At 62.3% G+C, this 18,383-nt stretch carries 18 protein-coding genes; 11 read left to right on the top strand and 7 right to left on the bottom strand.

The features are described 5' to 3' along the window. Positions 1–60 precede the first annotated feature (60 nt). The gene (locus tag ACODTD_RS17975) at positions 61–1,410 is read left to right on the top strand and encodes a spinster family MFS transporter (RefSeq protein ID WP_011332808.1); all 1,350 of its coding nucleotides are present in this window, start codon (positions 61–63) and stop codon (positions 1,408–1,410) included. A gap of 69 nt (positions 1,411–1,479) precedes the next feature. On the opposite strand, the gene rapA is transcribed toward ACODTD_RS17975, so the two are convergent. Then, entirely contained in the window at positions 1,480–4,326 is a 2,847-nt protein-coding gene (gene rapA, locus ACODTD_RS17970) for an RNA polymerase-associated protein RapA (protein WP_085748196.1), read from the bottom strand. Positions 4,327–4,569: 243 nt separating this feature from the next. On the opposite strand from rapA, the gene ACODTD_RS17965 reads away from it, so the two are divergent. After that, the gene (locus ACODTD_RS17965) at positions 4,570–4,911 is read left to right on the top strand and encodes a hypothetical protein (protein WP_007959194.1); all 342 of its coding nucleotides are present in this window, start codon (positions 4,570–4,572) and stop codon (positions 4,909–4,911) included. Here the strand turns inward: ACODTD_RS17965 and ACODTD_RS17960 are convergent. The 3 genes from ACODTD_RS17960 to ACODTD_RS17950 form a co-directional block, all read right to left on the bottom strand. Then, positions 4,881–6,092, bottom strand: coding sequence for an aminotransferase class V-fold PLP-dependent enzyme (locus ACODTD_RS17960; protein ID WP_201816766.1), 1,212 nt, complete (start codon positions 6,090–6,092; stop codon positions 4,881–4,883). The two genes, ACODTD_RS17965 and ACODTD_RS17960, sit on opposite strands and share 31 nt — an antisense overlap. Continuing rightward, a complete protein-coding gene (locus ACODTD_RS17955) occupies positions 6,089–6,559 on the bottom strand; it encodes a RidA family protein (RefSeq protein ID WP_489105072.1) in 471 nt (156 codons plus the stop codon). Before ACODTD_RS17955 ends, ACODTD_RS17960 begins: the two co-directional genes overlap by 4 nt. An 88-nt stretch (positions 6,560–6,647) precedes the next feature. After that, positions 6,648–7,514, bottom strand: a complete 867-nt coding sequence (locus ACODTD_RS17950; protein ID WP_489105071.1) for a LysR substrate-binding domain-containing protein — start codon at positions 7,512–7,514, stop codon at positions 6,648–6,650. Between the two features lie 185 nt (positions 7,515–7,699). Between ACODTD_RS17950 and ACODTD_RS17945 the strand changes: the two genes are divergently transcribed. Both ACODTD_RS17945 and ccoM read left to right on the top strand, forming a co-directional pair. Then, entirely contained in the window at positions 7,700–7,861 is a 162-nt protein-coding gene (locus tag ACODTD_RS17945) for a hypothetical protein (RefSeq protein ID WP_007959203.1), read from the top strand. A 145-nt stretch (positions 7,862–8,006) separates the two neighbouring features. Beyond that, the gene (gene ccoM / locus ACODTD_RS17940) at positions 8,007–8,123 is read left to right on the top strand and encodes a cytochrome c oxidase subunit CcoM (protein WP_007959205.1); all 117 of its coding nucleotides are present in this window, start codon (positions 8,007–8,009) and stop codon (positions 8,121–8,123) included. A gap of 565 nt (positions 8,124–8,688) precedes the next feature. Here the strand turns inward: ccoM and ACODTD_RS17935 are convergent. The 3 genes from ACODTD_RS17935 to ACODTD_RS17925 form a co-directional block, all read right to left on the bottom strand. Further along, positions 8,689–10,164 carry an inorganic phosphate transporter gene (locus ACODTD_RS17935; protein ID WP_011332813.1) on the bottom strand — a complete coding sequence of 492 codons (1,476 nt, stop codon included), beginning with the start codon at positions 10,162–10,164 and terminating at the stop codon, positions 8,689–8,691. Positions 10,165–10,539: 375 nt separating this feature from the next. Beyond that, entirely contained in the window at positions 10,540–10,740 is a 201-nt protein-coding gene (locus ACODTD_RS17930) for a hypothetical protein (RefSeq protein ID WP_007957826.1), read from the bottom strand. A gap of 170 nt (positions 10,741–10,910) precedes the next feature. Beyond that, on the bottom strand, positions 10,911–11,222 hold the full coding sequence (locus ACODTD_RS17925; RefSeq protein WP_489105070.1) for a hypothetical protein: 312 nt from the start codon (positions 11,220–11,222) through the stop codon (positions 10,911–10,913). A gap of 161 nt (positions 11,223–11,383) precedes the next feature. Here ACODTD_RS17925 and pcaR point away from each other — a divergent pair, with 161 nt between their 5' ends. The 7 genes from pcaR (at position 11,384) to pcaG (ending at position 18,211) form a co-directional block, all read left to right on the top strand. After that, positions 11,384–12,226 (top strand): pca regulon transcriptional regulator PcaR, encoded by an 843-nt coding sequence (gene pcaR, locus ACODTD_RS17920; protein WP_011332816.1) that lies wholly within the window; start codon positions 11,384–11,386, stop codon positions 12,224–12,226. Positions 12,227–12,521: 295 nt separating this feature from the next. Continuing rightward, a complete protein-coding gene (gene pcaK / locus ACODTD_RS17915; RefSeq protein WP_064382955.1) occupies positions 12,522–13,868 on the top strand; it encodes a 4-hydroxybenzoate transporter PcaK in 1,347 nt (448 codons plus the stop codon). Between the two features lie 195 nt (positions 13,869–14,063). Further along, entirely contained in the window at positions 14,064–14,921 is an 858-nt protein-coding gene (locus ACODTD_RS17910) for a CoA transferase subunit A (RefSeq protein ID WP_489105069.1), read from the top strand. Beyond that, positions 14,921–15,700, top strand: coding sequence for a CoA-transferase subunit beta (locus tag ACODTD_RS17905; protein ID WP_221615148.1), 780 nt, complete (start codon positions 14,921–14,923; stop codon positions 15,698–15,700). Before ACODTD_RS17910 ends, ACODTD_RS17905 begins: the two co-directional genes overlap by 1 nt. Beyond that, a complete protein-coding gene (gene pcaF, locus ACODTD_RS17900; RefSeq protein WP_480392670.1) occupies positions 15,697–16,902 on the top strand; it encodes a 3-oxoadipyl-CoA thiolase in 1,206 nt (401 codons plus the stop codon). Before ACODTD_RS17905 ends, pcaF begins: the two co-directional genes overlap by 4 nt. 36 nt (positions 16,903–16,938) lie before the next feature. Beyond that, positions 16,939–17,643, top strand: a complete 705-nt coding sequence (pcaH, locus tag ACODTD_RS17895; protein ID WP_011332820.1) for a protocatechuate 3,4-dioxygenase subunit beta — start codon at positions 16,939–16,941, stop codon at positions 17,641–17,643. Position 17,644: 1 nt separating this feature from the next. Next, positions 17,645–18,211: a protocatechuate 3,4-dioxygenase subunit alpha gene (gene pcaG / locus ACODTD_RS17890; protein WP_039771428.1), complete on the top strand. Its 567-nt coding sequence runs from the start codon at positions 17,645–17,647 to the stop codon at positions 18,209–18,211. Positions 18,212–18,383 lie beyond the last annotated feature (172 nt).

Here is an 18,383-nt window from a genome sequence, read left to right as displayed (position 1 = left end):
CAGGTTCCGGGCTCGGATGCGTTGGCAGTGAAGCCCTCATAACAATAAAGAGACGGACCCATGCAGAACTCGACCCAAGCGGCGAATGCCTGGCGCATTCTGTTCCTGCTGTTCCTTGCCAACCTGTTCAACTTCTTCGACCGCACCATCCCGGCGATCATCATCGAGCCGATCCGCATGGAATGGCACCTCAGCGACTTTCAGCTGGGGATTGTCGGCACTGCGTTCACTCTGGTCTACGCGATTGCCGGGCTACCACTGGGCCGAATGGCCGACACCGGTTCGCGCAGCAAACTGATGGGTTGGGGCCTGGCGACCTGGAGCGCGCTCACTGCCGTGAACGGTCTGGTCGGCAGTTTCTGGAGTTTTCTGCTGGTGCGCATGGGCATCGGCATCGGTGAAGCCAGTTACGCGCCCGCCGCCAACTCGCTGATCGGCGACCTGTTCCCGGCCCATCGCCGGGCCCGGGCCATGGGCATCTTCATGCTCGGCCTGCCGCTGGGACTGCTGCTGGCCTTCTTCACCATCGGCTGGATGGTCAAGGCATTCGACAGCTGGCGCGCACCGTTTTTCATCGCCGCCGTGCCGGGGCTGGTGCTGGCGGTGTTCATGTTTTTCATCAAGGAACCCAAGCGTGGCGCGGCGGAAACCGTACAGGTGTCCCAGGAGAAAGTCGACAGGCCGATTCGTCGGGTCCTCGCCATTCCGACCTTCCTGTGGCTGGTGATGGCCGGGCTGTGCTTCAACTTCGCGACCTACGCCTGCAACTCGTTCCTGGTGCCGATGCTCCAGCGTTATTTCCTGATGCCGTTGCAGGAAGCGGCGGTGGCGACCGGGGTAATCGTCGGTGTGACCGGGTTGATCGGCCTGACCCTCGGCGGCTGGATCGCCGACAAGATTCACCAGCGGGTGGCCAACGGGCGACTGCTGTTTGCCGCGTTCAGCCTGATCATCTCGACCCTGTGCACGGCGTGGGCGCTGCATGCCGGGCGTATCGAGATCGGGGTGTTTGTCGCGGTGTTCAGTGTGGGCTGGCTGTTCGCCTACAACTTCTACACCTGCGTGTACACGGCGATTCAGGACGTGGTCGAGCCGCGCCTGCGGGCTACGGCGATGGCGCTGTTCTTTGCCGGCTTGTATTTGCTCGGCGGCGGGCTGGGTCCGGTGGTGGTCGGCGGCTTGTCGGATCACTTCGCCAAGTCGGCGATGGTCGCGGCGGGCGCCGAGCAGATGACCGAAGCCTTCAAGGCCGTCGGCCTGCATGATGCGATGTACCTGATTCCGGTGGCGTTGTTCCTGACCATGGTGTTCCTGTTCCTCGCCTCGCGCTGCTTTGTGCGGGATGCGAAGCGGATGAAGGAGGGGCTGGTGGCAGTGGTTGAGCCGCAGAATCAGGCCGTTACCGCTTGATCGGAGAGGCAAACAAAAAGGCCCGCATCACTGCGGGCCTTTTCATTTGTGGCGATGGAGCAGGGCGGTTTAGCCCGCTACCAGCACCCGGATCGCTTCCAGTCGCAGCGCTGCCTTGTCGAGCATCGCCAGACCTTGTTCACGCTGCTTGCGCAGAGCGTCCAGTTCGCTGTCGCGCACGGTCGGGTTGACCGCCTGCAACGCGGTCAGGCGTGCCAGTTCTTCGTCGGTGTCGGCTGCCAGACGGCGGCGGGCCTCGGCCACGCGCTCGGCGTGGCGCGGGGTGACCTTGTCTTCACCGGCGTTGATCCGTGGCGTCAGCTGATCGCGCTGGGCCTGGATGAACTTGTTGGCGCTGGCGCGCGGCACGCTTTCCAGTTGATCGTTGAGGGTTTCGAACGCCACGCGCGACGACAGGTCGTTGCCGTTGGCATCGAGCAGGCAGCGCAGGGCGGCCGGCGGCAGGTAACGGCCCAGTTGCAGCGAACGCGGGGCAACCACTTCGCTGACGTAGAGCAGTTCCAGCAGCACGGTGCCCGGCTTGAGCGCCTTGTTCTTGATCAGCGCGACGGCGGTGTTGCCCATCGAACCGGACAGCACCAGATCCATGCCGCCCTGCACCATCGGGTGTTCCCAGGTGATGAACTGCATGTCTTCGCGCGACAGCGCCTGGTTACGGTCGTAGGTGATGGTCACGCCTTCGTCGTCGCCCAGCGGGAAGCTGGCGTCGAGCATCTTCTCGCTCGGCTTGAGGATCAGGGCGTTTTCCGAATGGTCTTCGCTGTCGATGCCGAAGGCGTCGAACAGGGTTTCCATGTAGATCGGCAGGGCGAACTGGTCGTCCTGCTCGAGGATGGCCTCGACCAGCGCCTCACCTTCGCCGGCGCCGCCGGAGTTGAGTTCCAGCAGGCGGTCGCGACCGGTGTGCAGCTCGGCTTCCAGACGCTCGCGCTCGGTGCGCGCCTCGTCGATCAGCGCTTGCCATTCGCCGTCGTCGGCCTCTTCGAGCAACGGCAGCAGGCGCGGGCCGAACTGATGCTGCAAGGCGTTGCCGGTCGGGCAGGTGTTGAGGAACGCGTTCAGGGCTTCGTGGTACCACTGGAACAGGCGCTCTTGCGGGCTGGTTTCCAGGTACGGCACGTGCAGTTCGATGATGTGCTTCTGGCCGATCCGGTCGAGACGACCGATCCGCTGCTCCAGCAGGTCCGGGTGCGACGGCAGGTCGAACAGCACCAAGTGGTGGGCGAACTGGAAGTTGCGACCTTCACTGCCGATTTCCGAGCAGATCAACACCTGCGCGCCGAACTCTTCGTCGGCGAAGTAGGCGGCGGCGCGGTCACGCTCGAGGATGTTCATGCCTTCGTGGAACACCGTGGCCGGGATCCCGGAGCGCACGCGCAGGGCGTCTTCCAGGTCCATCGCGGTTTCGGCGTGGGCGCAGATCACCAGCACTTTGGTGCGCTTGAGCATTTTCAACTGGTCGATCAGCCACTCGACGCGCGGGTCGAATTTCCACCAGCGTTCTTCTTCGCTGGCGTCCGGCTGGGCCTGGAAGCTGACTTCCGGGTACAGCTCGGCGTGCTCGCCCAGCGGCAGTTCGAGGTATTCGTCCGGGCACGGCAGCGGGTACGGGTGCAGTTTGCGCTCCGGGAAACCCTGCACGGCGGCGCGGGTGTTACGGAACAGCACGCGGCCGGTGCCGTGGCGGTCGAGCAGTTCACGCACGAGGCGGGCGCTGGCTTCGGTGTCGCCATCGTTGACGGCGGTGAGCAGGGCTTCACCTTCGTTGCCGAGGAAACCGTGGATGGTCTTGTGCGCGGCCGGCGACAGGCGACCCTTGTCCAGCAGCTCCTGAACGGCTTCGGCCACCGGGCGATAGTTTTCGCTCTCGGCACGGAAGGCGGCCAGGTCATGGAAACGGTTCGGGTCGAGCAGGCGCAGACGGGCGAAGTGGCTGTCCTGACCGAGTTGTTCCGGGGTGGCGGTGAGCAGCAGCACGCCGGGAATGACCTCGGCCAGCTGTTCGACCAGCGAGTATTCCGGGCTGACTTTGTCTTCGTGCCACACCAGGTGGTGGGCTTCGTCGACCACCATCAGGTCCCAACCGGCAGCGAACAACGCGTCTTGCGCCTTTTCGTCGTCGACCAGCCACTCCAGCGCCACCAGGGCCAGCTGGGTGTCTTCGAACGGGTTGGTGGCATCGCTTTCGATGAAACGTTCTTCGTCGAACAGCGCGACCTGCAGGTTGAAGCGGCGGCGCATTTCCACCAGCCACTGGTGCTGGAGGTTTTCCGGTACGAGGATCAGTACGCGGTTGGCGCGGCCCGACAGCAACTGACGATGGATCACCAGACCGGCTTCGATGGTCTTGCCCAGACCCACTTCGTCCGCCAGCAATACACGCGGCGCGATGCGGTCGGCGACTTCACGGGCAATGTGCAACTGGTGGGCGATCGGTTGTGCGCGCACGCCGCCCAGGCCCCAGAGCGAAGACTGCAACTGGCGGCTGGTGTGTTCCAGGGTGTGATAACGCAGGGAGAACCACGCCAGCGGGTCGATCTGGCCGGCGAACAGACGGTCGCTGGCAAGACGGAACTGAATGAAGTTCGACAGTTGGGTTTCCGGCAGGGTGACCGCTTCGTTCTGCGCGTTGAGGCCGTGGTAGACCATCAGGCCGTCGACGTCGTCGACCTGCTGGACAGTCATCTTCCAGCCTTCGAAGTGAGTGATCGAATCGCCCGGCGAGAACCGCACGCGGGTGAGGGGCGCATTCCGTAGCGCGTACTGGCGAGTTTCGCCAGTGGCCGGGTAAAGCACGGTCAACAAGCGGCCGTCCTGTGCCAGAACGGTGCCTAAACCAAGCTCTGCTTCGCTGTCACTGATCCAGCGTTGCCCCGGTTGATACTGCTGCGCCATGCTGCCTGACTCCCACCTTGAAAAAGCGGGCTATCTTAACGGAATGAGGGCTCGAGGCCAAAGGATAAGGAGCCTCGGCCCGGCTTTTAACCGCAATCGGCCAATTGCAGGGAAGATTAGGTCATGCATCGGTTTTACGGGATGTTGCGGCACCCCTGAGTGCCAAACCGGTCACAAGTTTGCGACCGATGGCTCAAGGCCCCCCTGGCGCCGCCGATAACCTGCTGACAGGAGACCCTTCATATGCTGCCACCGATGCTCCCCCTGAGCGCCGTGCCGATCACCTCCCAGCAGGATCCGATCCGCCAGCGACCGGATATTCCCCCTGTGGTGCCGGTGCAGGAAAGCTCCAACGAAAGCACCATCGACCTGCAAAAGCGCGACCCGGAAGAGGACGGCTATCTGCTGCGCGAAGAGCAGCGCCGCCAGCAGGAACGCGATCGCCGGCGCCGCGAAGCCGACGACGACCCCGAAGCGCACCTCGCCGTGCCCGGCACCGAACTGAATGCCGACAACACCGTACCGGTGGCGCCGTTGATGGAAGATCAGCCGCGTCAGGGGCTTTGGGTCGATATCGAGATCTGAGGCCGGGCGGCCAGTTCCGTCAGGTTTTCCAGCAGCACGTCGATCTCTTCTTCTGTGTTCAAGTAGCTCAACGCCACCCGCGCAATATTCGTCAGCCCGCGCGCCTGCATGTCCAGCGGCGTGTAGGCCACGCCATTGGCGCCGATGTTGATTCGCCGTTCGGCCAGCGTCTGCTTCAGCGCCACGCTGTCCCAGCCTTCGAGCGTGAAGGCGATCAGCCCGGATTGTTGATTGGCCGCGCCAAGATTCCGCAGCGTCAGGCCGGGAATCGCCTTCAGGCGTTGCCGCAGTCCATTGCTCAGGTGTGCGATGCGTTGGCGGATCGCGAACGCGCCGAGGCGATTGTGCTCCTCCAGCGCATTGGCCAGCCCGGCCAGCAGCGCCAGCGACACTTCACTGGTTTCAAAGCGGCGCGCGTCATCACGCAGAGTGAATCGCTTGCCGTCCCACGGCGCCGACAAAACATCGCGCTGCACGGGGAGCAGCCGTTGCAGAAATTGCGCCCGGATGTACATCAACGCCGTGCCGCGCGGCCCGCGCAGGAACTTGCGTCCGGCACCCTTGAGCACGTCGCACTGCAAGTCTTGAACATCGCAAGGCAACTGCCCCAGCGCCTGACCGGCATCGATGAAATAAGGGATGCCGTGACGCCGCGCCACGCTGCCGATCTGCGCGGCGGGGTTGATAAGACCACCGTTGGCCGGCAGCCAGGTCAGGGCGATCAGGCGGACCTGGCCGTCGATCATCTGCGCCAGGGCTTGCGGGTCGACTGCCCCGTGGGCGTCACAAGGAATCACTTCGAGCCGCGCGCCGGCCTTCACCGCTTCGGCCATGCACGCCAGATTGCCGGCCCATTCATGACGCCCCACCAGAATCCGTTCGCCGGGCTGCCACGGCCCCAGCGCGTTGAACGCCTGGCTCCAGGCTGCCGAGCCGCTGCTGGCGAAGGCGATGTCTTCGGGCTGGGCGTTGAGCAGGGCGGCGGCCGCGTTGCGCGCGCGTTCCTGTACCCGGTTGTCTGCCGCTTCCATCGGCCCGCCGAGGGCTTCGCGTTGCAACTGTTCGATCACTGCATCGAGGGTGGCCTGGCTAGGCAGCGAGGCGCCGGCGTGGTTGAAGTGGACCACCTGAGCGCAGCCGGGTGTGGCTGCGCGCAGGCGCGAGAGGTCATCGATGTTCACGGCTTGAGCTCGAAGATCGCGTCGATTTCCACCGCGACGCCGGCCGGCAGACTCGACACGCCGACCGCAGTGCGCACGTGCCGGCCCTTGTCGCCGAGGGCGTTGACCAGCAGGTTCGAGGCGCCGTTGGCGACGAAGCCCTGAGCCTTGAAGTCCGGTGTGGCGGCGACGAAAACCCCGAGGCGCAGGATGCGCACCAGTTTCGACAGGTCATCGCCCAGCGCATGGCTCAACTGGGCGAGCAGTCCCATGGCAGCCAGTTCAGCGGCTTTAATGCCTTCTTCGTCGGAGATCGCTTCGCCCAGTCGCCCAATGAAGACAGGTTTGCCGTCGAGCAATGGAATCTGCCCGGAGATGAACAGCTGATTCTGGCTGACCACATGGTTGACGTAATTGGCGATCGGTTGGCTCGGTTCGGGCAGGCGCAGGCCGAGTTGTTGAACGCGTTGGCTGAGGGAATCGGTCATGGGAAGTCCTCCTGAGTGAGGGCTTCAGCATGTTGTGGCGAGGAAAGGGCGACAAACGGATAGATTTAATTCGACGCATCCAAAAAACTCATGCGTTCGCGGTTTCCTCCAGCCACTGGCAGAAACTCTGCGCCGCCGCAGTGGCCGGGCGTTGCGGGGTGACCAGCCAATAACCGATCTCGCCGAGCATTGGCGGCGTATCGAAGGCTGGCACCAGCGCGCCCTCCTTGATCCGCCGATCGATCATTCGTTCACGGCCCATGGCAATGCCCTGACCGGCGACGGCCGCTTCGACGACGATGTTGTAGTCATGCAGCATGACGCTGGGTACATGAGTCAGATCGATGCCGCTGTGTTGCTGCCAGTCGATCCATTCGAACGGCTGGTGCGACTTGGCCATCAGCAACGGGCCGTTGCTCACGCCTTTGGCCTTGAAGGCCGGGCTGCACACTGGTGTCAGGGTTTCGCCCATGAACCGGCGGGCCTGGACTTTCGGCCAGCCGCCCTTGCCGTAGCGGATCGCCAGATCCACCTCGCCGGCGTCGACATCGGCCAGTTGCACGGCGGGCAGCAGTTCGACGTGGATGTTCGGGTAGTTCGCGTTGAAATCCGCCAGGCGCGGTGCCAGCCATAAAGTGGCGAAAGAGGCGAGCAGGCCGATGCGCAGGGTGGCGGGGCGTTCGCCGCGCAGGTCGTGGGTGGCGGCGGCAATCGCGGCGAGGGCGGGTTCGATCTGCCGGTAGTAGTGTTCGCCGGCGGGTGTCAGATCGATCGCCCGGGTGCGGCGCACGAACAGTCGCTGATCGAGGAACTCTTCGAGTTTGTGCACCTGATGGCTGATCGCGCTTTGGGTCACCGACAGCTCAGTGGCAGCCTTGATGAAGCTCAAATGGCGGGCCACGGCCTCAAAGGCGCGCAAGGCCATCAGCGGTGGCAGATCCTGATGCAGGGGCACGGCGCAGATCCTTCGGGTTCAGAGCGAGGTGCCGATTGTGCGGGCAAATCCGGTGGGCGGTACATGAATTGTTGTAGAGCGTTCAGGTCAGTGGCTGGTCAGCGCCTGCGTCAGGCCGCATTATTGGCGCAGTCCTGTCGGAGATCCGGCAGTTGTGATTCAGTCCAAGCGATGCACCGAACGCCATGAGCCAAGACGACAAGCTGATTGACCTCAACACCGAACGCGCCAAGCGGGTGCATGACCTCAACGAGAAGCGCCTGAACGAAGTACGCCAGGCTTTCGAGCAGGCCATGCCTTTGGGTAAACCGAAGAAAAAGCCGAAAAACAAACCGAAAAAGCGTTGATCTCCCCTGCATCCGTTGATGCAGGTCAGTTATTTCCCCTCCTTTCCTCCCCATGGTGAGCGGCATTGATCCCGGTCAATTCCTGCGCCTGCCTGATTGGTTAACTTAGTTCCATCGCAGCAGAGCAGGGGCCAGGAGGCCAGTCATGTTTTTCGATAACGTGGTGTTTGCCGGGGTCCTGACTGTGGGCCTGATGGTTCTGTTTTTTGCAGGGTTTGGATTTTTTATCTGGAAGGATGCGAACAAGCGCAAGAAGCCTTGATTCTTCCGGGTTTGATGAGCACGCAAGGCATTTTGGGCAACTTCGGTTGCCCTTTTTTTGTCTTCTTGGCGGCCTTTGGGCCGACCATGCTTTGGGTTGTTTGGGGTGAATATCCGTTTCTGCGGGTGTTGCCGCTGACGGTTTCGCCCTTACGGCGAGTCCCTTTGGCAAACGCCCCAAAGGAACCAAAGGTCTGGGCCCCGGCGTTCGGCACCTCGCTTTGGCTCGGCGTTCCTTCGTTCCGGGATTTATCCGGGGGCATCGCCTACGGTTTGCTTCGCTGCACCTCCTCTCGATGCATGCGGCTTCGCCGCACGGTCGCTGCGCTCCCACCCCCGGATAAATCCCTCCACTCAGCCTTCCGATGGGGCCGGCACGTCAAAAGCATTACTCGAGCTAACGCTCATCGTGTTGAGTGGTGAGGAGCGGAAGGCGGACTGCTTTGCTTTGATCGTTCCCACGCTCCGCGTGGGAATGCAGCCCGGGACGCTCCGCGTCGCATCTCTGGAAGCAACAAAAAAGGCGTGATCCTTTCGAATCACGCCTTTTTCATTTCAGCGGTCTATCAGCTACCCAGCGCCTTCGACGCCAGCCAGAACAGGCCGGCCGACAGCGCCACGGTGGCTGGCAGGGTCAGGACCCAGGCCAGCAGGATGGTTTTCACCGTGCCGCCTTGCAGGCCGCTTTTGTTGGCGACCATGGTGCCGGCCACGCCCGAGGAGAGGACGTGGGTGGTGGACACTGGCAGGCTGAAAATGTTGGCCATGCCGATCAGGCTGGCGGTGGTGATCTGGGCCGACATGCCTTGGGAATAGGTCATGCCTTGTTTGCCGATCTTCTCGCCGATGGTCAGTACCACGCGTTTCCAGCCGACCATGGTGCCCAGGCCCAGGGCCAGCGCTACCGCCAGAATTACCCAGAACGGGGCGTATTCGGTGGTGGTGGTCAGGTCTTTGCGCAGTTTGTCCAGGTCGGCTTTTTCACGAGCGGCGAGGCCTGGCAGTTTGCTGACTTTCTTCGCGGTGTCGTCCAGGCAGAGCAGGTAGCGACGCACTTCGATGCGGCTTTCAGCGGACAGCGAGTGGTAGTCAGCTACACCTTTGAGCGTGTCGAGCAGGGCGGCGATGGTCGGTTCGGTCTGTTGCGGGTTGCAACGGAATTTCTCCGGCAGGTCGCCTTCCACGCTTTTGCCCAGGGCCAGGAATTCGCCCAGGGTATCGGCGTTGCGCTTGTAGAACTGGCTCAGGTGCAGGGTCGCATCGCGAGTGCGTTCGATCTGGTAGGTGGTGCTGTTCAGGTCGAGTACGAACTGCGCAGGCACGATACCGATCAGTACCAGCATGATCAGGCCGATACCTTTCTGGCCGTCGTTGGAGCCGTGCACGAAGCTCACGGCCATTGCCGAGATCACCAGGACCAGGCGGTTCCAGAACGGTGGGTGCTTCTTGTCGTCGATCTTGCGGCGCTGTTCCGGCGTCTTGTGCATCTTCGACAGCGGGCGCCACCATTTCAGGCCGATCAGCACCAGCGCGGCGATCAGGAAGCCGGCCATCGGCGAGAACACCAGCGAGGCGCCGATGTCGATCGCTTTCTGCCAGTTGACGCCGTCAGCCAGTGGAATTTCGTTGATCAGGGCGTTGGCCAGGCCGACACCGAGGATCGAACCGATCAACGTGTGCGAACTGGAGGCCGGGATACCGAAGTACCAGGTGCCCAGGTTCCAGGCAATCGCGGCGGCGAGCAGCGAGAACACCATCGCCAGACCATGGCCGGTGTTTACGTTGATCAACAGTTCTACCGGCAGCAGGTGCACGATGGCATACGCCACGCCAACGCCGCCCAGCAATACGCCGAGGAAGTTGAACACGCCCGAGAAGAACACCGCCAGGTGAGGCGGCATCGCTTTGGTGTAGATAACAGTGGCTACCGCGTTAGCGGTGTCATGAAATCCATTGATGAACTCGAAGGCGAGGACAAATGTCAGGGCGAGCAGGAGGCTCACAAGCACCCAGGCATCCAGTCCGCTGAATAAATCGATCATGAAGGTTTTCTGACCCGGTCATAAGGGGGCGCGATTATGCCAGAAAAGACTGGAAATCGATCCCCTACCTGCTCATCGGTAAGCGTCTTCGCCAAATTAATTTGTATCAAGGTGCATTACCCAAGCTTTTTGCAGGGTTTTGCAAGGTGTTGATTCGATTGATAAAAATGCGAGACGCCGGCGGATTGGCCGGTTGTCGGGAGGGGGCTGAAACTTGTATGAAATATCTGAGAAACGCGTCTGACATGCTCCAAACCTGTGCAATACAGGGGAGTTGGCCGCTGCCCGCGGGTAGCGGGCGCGCAAGGCATCGTCAGTCCACCGTGCTTGTAGCCCGGTGAGTACGCTTACCCTCGAAAGTCTCAAAGGAAGGCATCAAGGCTCTTCGGCTTTGAGTTCCTCTTCCATTTTTTTCAGTTCTTGCTGGAAGACCTGATCCTGAACGGTAGGGCGTTTACGCCAGGCTTTGCGTTCTGGTTCGGGCTGGGCGGCGTAGGTGGTGACTTCCCCGCCGTAAACTTCCTTGTAACGTTGTTCCTGGCGCTCAAGTTCCGCGCGCAGTTCGTCTTTCGTCACAGTGCTACCTGTATGAGTTGAGATAAATGTCTGGTGAAACGCACTGCAACGAATCATTTAACCGGTTCACCAACAAGCGCTCGCCCGGACAGGCAGCGGTGTTGTCGGGAAGACGGTCAGGACTTCCATGTTGCAGGCGGCTACGGCACCAGATTAAAACTGACGCAGCATCAGTTTCCTGTTTCAGCGAGCGCGCTGGCGGTGCATGAGTAATGCGCATCAGGCGCTGGCCGGGGCCGGCGGCGATGGACATCGCGCCGGCGGGTGGCACCGTCGGCAAATAAAAGCGCGGTGTCACTGAGGTGCATTATAGCGGCCGAATCGGGATTGACTATCTTTGCCAAGTTAAAAACGGTTCCGGATGTGTGATTGTTTTGTGACGTGCAACTTCCGGCAATAGTTGCATCGTTGTTGCCCAGTGTTTGGTTTCTGGCGCCATTTAGTCGAACAACTAAGGCGCTTAAATCGTCCAGACGTTCCAAGTTCAAATCCGCTCTGCACAGCCTGGCCGAGGAGGCCAGGGTGATTGCGATTATCGGTCGACGGTTCGATAATCGCCCGGTGTTGGCGGTCTGTCACTTGTGTATCCGCCAGCGAGCCGCTTGTATAGCCGTTGATCCGAACAAGAAAAAAAGGACCTGACATGAACGATCAAATGCGCAATTCCTTCACCTCGGTAGCGCCGCCGATCGTCGCTTCGCCGGCCAAGCGTATCCAGGCCCTGACTGGTGATCCGGATTTCATGACCTCCCTGGCCCGTGGCCTGGCGGTGGTGCAGGCGTTTCAGGAGCGCAAGCGCCACCTGACCATCGCCCAGATCAGCCACCGCACGGAAATTCCCCGCGCCGCCGTGCGCCGTTGCCTGCACACACTGATCAAACTCGGCTACGCCACCACCGACGGGCGCACTTATTCGCTTCTGCCCAAAGTGCTGACCCTCGGTCACGCCTATCTGTCGTCGACGCCGCTGGCGGTCTCGGCCCAGCCGTACCTCGACCGCATGAGCGAGCAACTGCACGAGGCCTGCAACATGGCCACGCTGGAAGGCGACGACATTCTCTACATCGCCCGTTCGGCGACCACTCAGCGTCTGATTTCGGTGGACCTCTCGGTGGGCGGGCGTTTGCCGGCGTACTGCACGTCCATGGGGCGGATTCTGCTGGCGGCGCTGGACGACACCTCGCTGCGCGAATACCTCGACCACGCCGAACTGGTGGCCAAGACCAGCCGCACCATTCACACCGCAGACGCCTTGCTCGAATGTCTGCAGGAAGTCCGGCAGCAAGGCTGGTGCATTGTCGATCAGGAACTGGAGCAGGGCCTGCGTTCGATCGCCGTGCCGGTGTACGACGCTTCCGGCCAGGTGGTGGCCGCGCTCAACGTCAGCACCCACGCCGGTCGCGTCAGCCGCACCGAGCTGGAGCAGCGCTTTCTGCCCGGTCTGTTGAGCGCCAGCCGCGACCTCAGTGCGCAGTTGTTCGCCTGATGAAGCTGTTCGATAAACGCACAGAGTTGCGTTTATCGAATTGACGCTAAAACCCCCGGATCATTAATGTCGCGGCAGCGTCATCCGGCGCGAATGTGAATGAGCCCGCCGGATTGTCGACTCCCATAATAATGACAAGAGGCAACTTCCCATGCGCACGTTCCCCGACTGTCGCCGCTCCCGTTCCTGTTGCCGGTATTAGCGCAACGCCTGATTCCTTCCTTATATAGTTGTGACCGTGCCGCTCTCTGGCCGGCCGCCGTTCGACTGCGTTTTCTTGCGTGGAATAAAAATAATGAACCAGCCTCAGTCCGCTGTAGGTCACTGCCTCGACGTGCAGTCCTTCATCAACGCTCAACCGATCTCGCGCTATCAGTGGCGCGTGGTGATCCTGTGTTTTCTGATTGTGTTCCTCGATGGCCTCGACACTGCGGCCATGGGTTTTATCGCGCCAGCCCTGTCCCAGGACTGGGGCATCGACCGCGCCAGCCTCGGCCCGGTGATGAGTGCCGCGCTGATCGGCATGGTCTTCGGTGCGCTGGGCTCCGGGCCGCTGGCTGACCGCTTCGGGCGAAAAGTCGTACTGGTCGGCGCGGTATTTCTGTTCGGCGCCTTCAGCCTGGCTTCGGCCTACGCCACCAACGTCGATCAACTGCTGGTACTGCGTTTCCTCACCGGTCTGGGACTGGGCGCGGGGATGCCGAACGCCACCACGCTGTTGTCGGAATACACCCCGGAGCGCAAGAAGTCGTTGCTGGTGACCAGCATGTTCTGCGGCTTCAACCTCGGCATGGCCGGCGGTGGATTCATTTCGGCCAAGCTGATCCCGGCATTCGGCTGGCACAGCCTGTTGTTGATCGGCGGGATTCTGCCGCTGATCCTCACCGTGGTATTGCTGCTCTGGCTGCCGGAATCGGCGCGCTATCTGGTGGTGCGCAATCGCGGCACTGACAAGGTGCGCAGGACCCTCGCACCCATTGATCCTGCCATCGTCGCTCAGGCCGCGAGTTTCAGCGTGCCGGAACAGAAAACCGTCAAAGCGCGCAACGTGTTCGCGGTGATTTTCTCCGGTACCTACAGCGTCGGCACGTTGCTGCTGTGGCTGACCTACTTCATGGGCCTGGTGATTGTTTACCTGCTGACCAGCTGGCTGCCGACCCTGATGCGCGACAGCGGCGCGAGCATGGAGCAGGCGGCGTTTATCGGCGCGCTGTTCCAGTTCGGCGGGGTGTTGAGTGCGGTCGGCGTGGGCTGGGCGATGGACCGCTTCAATCCGCACAAGGTCATCGGCATTTTCTACCTGCTGGCCGGGGTTTTTGCCTACGCGGTGGGGCAGAGTCTGGGCAACATCACGCTGCTGGCGACGTTGGTGCTGGTGGCGGGCATGTGTGTCAACGGCGCGCAATCGGCGATGCCGTCGCTGGCAGCGCGGTTTTATCCGACGCAGGGCCGGGCGACCGGTGTCTCGTGGATGCTCGGGATCGGCCGCTTCGGCGCGATTCTCGGGGCGTGGATGGGCGCAACCCTGTTGGGCCTGGGCTGGAATTTCGAACAGGTGCTGACAGCGTTGGTGATCCCGGCCGGGCTGGCCACGGCAGCGGTGGTGATCAAGGGCCTGGTCAGTCACGCGGACGCAACCTGATATCCACGTCCATCACTCCCGCACGCGGTGCGGGAGTGATCATTAGGCAGATAACAATCTGTTCGATAAACGAACACTCAGTCGATTATCGGATTGTTTGGCGAAAATCAGCGGCTTAATCTTCAGTGACTCCGGCGCAGAACCTCGCGCCTTTTTATTCACTGGCGATTCATTACAAAAACGGGAGCCCGCTCCATGGCTGAGATCCTTTCGCTGCACGACGCGGTGAAGCAATTCGTCAACGACGGCGACACCGTCGCGCTCGAAGGCTTCACTCACCTGATCCCTACGGCGGCGGGTCATGAAATCATTCGTCAGGGCAAGAAAGATCTGACCCTGGTGCGGATGACGCCTGACCTGATCTATGACCAACTGATCGGCGCCGGCTGTGCACGCAAGCTGATCTTCTCCTGGGGTGGTAACCCTGGCGTGGGTTCGCTGCACCGTCTGCGCGACGCGGTCGAGAAGCAATGGCCGCACGCGCTGGAAATCGAAGAACACAGCCACGCCGACCTGGCCAATGCCTACGTCGCCGGCGCCTCCGGCCTGCCGTTCGCGGTGTTGCGGGCCTACGCCGGTTCCGACCTGCCGAAGGTCAACCCGCTGATCAAATCCGTGACTTGCCCGTTCACCGGCGAAGTGCTGGCGGCGGTGCCGTCGGTGCGTCCGGACGTGACCGTGATCCACGCCCAGAAAGCCGACCGTCAGGGCAACGTGCTGCTGTGGGGCATCCTCGGCGTGCAGAAAGAAGCCGCACTGGCTGCCAAGCGGTGCATCGTCACCGTCGAAGAAATCGTCGACAACCTCAACGCCCCGATGAACGCCTGCGTGCTGCCGAACTGGGCCTTGAGCGCGGTCTGCCACGTACCCGGTGGCGCGCATCCGTCCTACGCCCACGGTTACACCGAGCGTGACAACCGCTTCTATCAGGCGTGGGATCCGATCGCCCGCGACCGTGAGACGTTTACCGCGTGGATCAACGAATACATCCATGGCTGCGCTGACTTCAGCGAGTTCCAGGCCAAGTTGGCCGCTGCTTCGGAGGCCAAGTAATGACTTACACCACCAATGAAATGATGACCGTCGCCGCGGCCCGTCGCCTGCAGAACGGCTCGGTGTGCTTCGTCGGCATCGGCCTGCCGTCGAAAGCCGCCAACCTGGCGCGCCTGACCTCGTCGCCGGACGTGGTGCTGATCTACGAATCTGGCCCGATCGGCGCCAAACCCAGCGTATTGCCTCTGTCGATCGGTGACGGCGAACTGGCGGAAACCGCTGACACCGTCGTGCCGACCGGTGAGATTTTTCGCTACTGGCTGCAGGGCGGGCGCATCGACGTCGGTTTCCTCGGCGCAGCCCAGGTCGACCGTTTCGGCAACATAAACACCACCGTGGTCGGCGACTATCATCAGCCGAAAGTACGCCTGCCGGGTGCCGGTGGCGCGCCGGAGATTGCCGGTTCCGCCAAAAGCGTGCTGATCATCCTTAAACAGTCGGCGCGTTCGTTTGTCGACAAACTCGATTTCATCACCTCGGTCGGCCATGGCGAGGGCGGCGATTCGCGCAAACGTCTGGGCCTGCCGGGTGCCGGCCCGGTCGGGATCATCACCGACCTGTGCATCATGGAGCCGGAAGAGGGCACCCACGAATTCGTGGTCACCGCACTGCACCCGGGCGTGACCCGTGAACAAGTGATCGCTGCCACCGGTTGGGCCATCCGTTTTGCCGACAACGTTGACACCACCGCCGAACCGACCGAAGTCGAGCTGACCGCCCTGCGTGATCTCGAAGCCCGCACCGCAGCGGCCCACGGCCAGGCACCGGGAGAAGCATGATGCGCGACGTTTATATCTGCGATGCGATTCGTACCCCCATCGGTCGTTTTGGTGGCGGTCTGGCGGCGGTTCGCGCCGACGACCTGGCCGCCGTGCCGATCAAGGCCCTGATGGAACGCAATCCGTCGGTGGACTGGAGCGCCATCGACGAGGTATTCCTCGGCTGCGCCAACCAGGCTGGCGAAGACAACCGTAACGTGGCGCGCATGGCGCTGCTGCTGGCCGGTCTGCCGGAGAGCGTTCCGGGCGTCACCCTCAATCGCCTTTGCGCGTCGGGCATGGACGCCATCGGTACAGCGTTCCGCGCCATCGCCAGCGGCGAAATGGAGCTGGCGATTGCCGGCGGTGTCGAGTCGATGTCCCGCGCACCGTTCGTGATGGGCAAGGCCGACGCGGCGTTTTCGCGCAACATGAAACTGGAAGACACCACCATCGGCTGGCGTTTCATCAACCCGTTGATGAAGGCCCAGTACGGCGTCGATGCGATGCCGCAGACAGCCGACAATGTTGCCGACGATTACGAAATTTCCCGCGAGGATCAGGACGCTTTCGCCCTGCGCAGTCAGCAACGTACTGCCGCTGCCCAGGCTGCCGGCTACTTCGCCGAAGAAATCGTCGAAGTGCGGATCGCCCACAAGAAGGGTGAAACCGTGGTCAGCCAGGACGAACACCCTCGCGCCGACACCACGCTTGAAGCGCTGAGCAAACTGAAACCGGTCAACGGCCCGGACAAGACCGTCACCGCCGGCAACGCGTCGGGCGTCAACGACGGTGCTGCCGCGCTGATTCTGGCCTCGGCGGAAGCGGTGAAAAAACACGGTTTGACTGCCCGCGCCAAAGTGCTGGGCATGGCCAGCGCCGGGGTCGCGCCACGGGTGATGGGCATCGGCCCGGTGCCGGCGGTGCGCAAACTCACCGAACGCCTCGGCGTGGCGGTCAGCGATTTCGATGTGATCGAACTCAACGAAGCGTTTGCCAGCCAGGGTCTGGCGGTATTGCGCGAGTTGGGGCTGGCGGACGACGCGGCCCAGGTCAACCCGAACGGTGGCGCGATTGCCCTCGGTCATCCGTTGGGCATGAGCGGCGCGCGGCTGGTGCTGACTGCGCTGCATCAGCTGGAAAAGACTGGTGGCAAGAAAGGTCTGGCGACCATGTGCGTCGGTGTCGGCCAGGGTCTGGCCCTGGCCATCGAACGCGTCTGACGCAAGCCGTGACGAAAAAGAACAGAGGAAAGCGAAATGACTGACAAGCCTGGTTACCGCCGCCCGCAGGAAGGCACCCAGCCGCCGTACCTGCACCCGACCTATCAATCCACCAATCTGCGCTCGCCGTCCAAGCCGTTGGTGTTCCTGCCGCATTCGCTGTCGGAAATCACCGGCCCGACCATCGGCGCCGAGCGTGTGGCCGACACCGACAACGATCTGACCGCCCAGCATCAGGGTGAACCGCTCGGCGAGCGGATCATCATTCACGGGCGTGTGCTCGACGAAGACGGCCTGCCGGTGCCGGGGATTCTGGTGGAGATCTGGCAGGCCAACGCCGCCGGTCGCTACAACCATGCCCGTGACCTGCACGACGCACCGCTGGACCCGAACTTCACCGGCACCGGCCGCACCGTGACCGACGCCGACGGCTGGTATCAGTTCCAGACCATCAAGCCCGGCGCCTATCCGTGGGGCAACCACCACAACGCCTGGCGCCCGGCCCACGTGCATTTCTCGTTGTTCGGGCCGAGCATCCTGACGCGCCTGGTCACGCAAATGTATTTCCCGGGCGACCCGCTGCTGGCCTACGACCCAATCTACAACTGCGTGCCGGACACCTCGGCCAAGGAACGCCTGATCGCCGCTTTCGATCTGGAAAAAACCATTCCGTCCTACGCCCTCGCTTATCGCTGGGACATCGTGCTGCGCGGCCGCGAAGCCACGCCGATGGAGAAATGAGATGACCCTGACTGCGACCACGTCCCACACCGTCGGGCCGTATTACCACATCGGCCTGACCTGGCTGAACCGTGAAAACCTCGCCAACGAACTGACCCTCGGCCAGCGTGTGGCGATCACCGGGCAAGTGGTGGATGGAAACGGCGATGTCGTCAACGACGCCATGCTCGAAGTCTGGCAGGCCAACGCTGCCGGCAAATACGATCACCCTGAAGACGAGCAGGCCAAGCCGCTCGATCCGAATTTCGAAGGCTTTGGCCGGGTACCGGTGGACGCCGAAGGGCGCTTTCGTTTCACCACCATCAAGCCGGGCACGGTCGAAGGCCTGAAAGGCTCGACCCAGGCGCCGCATCTGGTGGTGCTGGTGTTCGCGCGCGGTCTGGTGAAGCACTTGCTGACGCGGATTTATTTCGAGGGCGATCCGGCGAACGTCAATGATCCGCTGCTCGAATGCGTACCGGCCGAGCGCCGCGATACGTTGCTGGCGAAGCCGGATGCGGCGGGTGTCTATCAGTGGAATGTGATCCTGCAGGGCACTGATGCCGAGACGGTGTTCTTCGATTACTGAACCGGATACTGATCGTTCCCACGCTCTGCGTGGGAATGCATACCGTGACGCTCCGCGTCACAGTGGACGTAGAGCTTCCATGGCGGCATTCCCACGCGGAGCGTGGGAACGACAGAGATCGGGTCTGGTTGGTGATCCAATGCGGAACGGGACTGTTGCGAAGTGTGTCTAG

This window comes from Pseudomonas sp. FG35, assembly GCF_057809295.1.
Note: the sequence above shows the minus strand (reverse complement) of the source record. Positions and strands in the feature narration are given on the sequence as shown.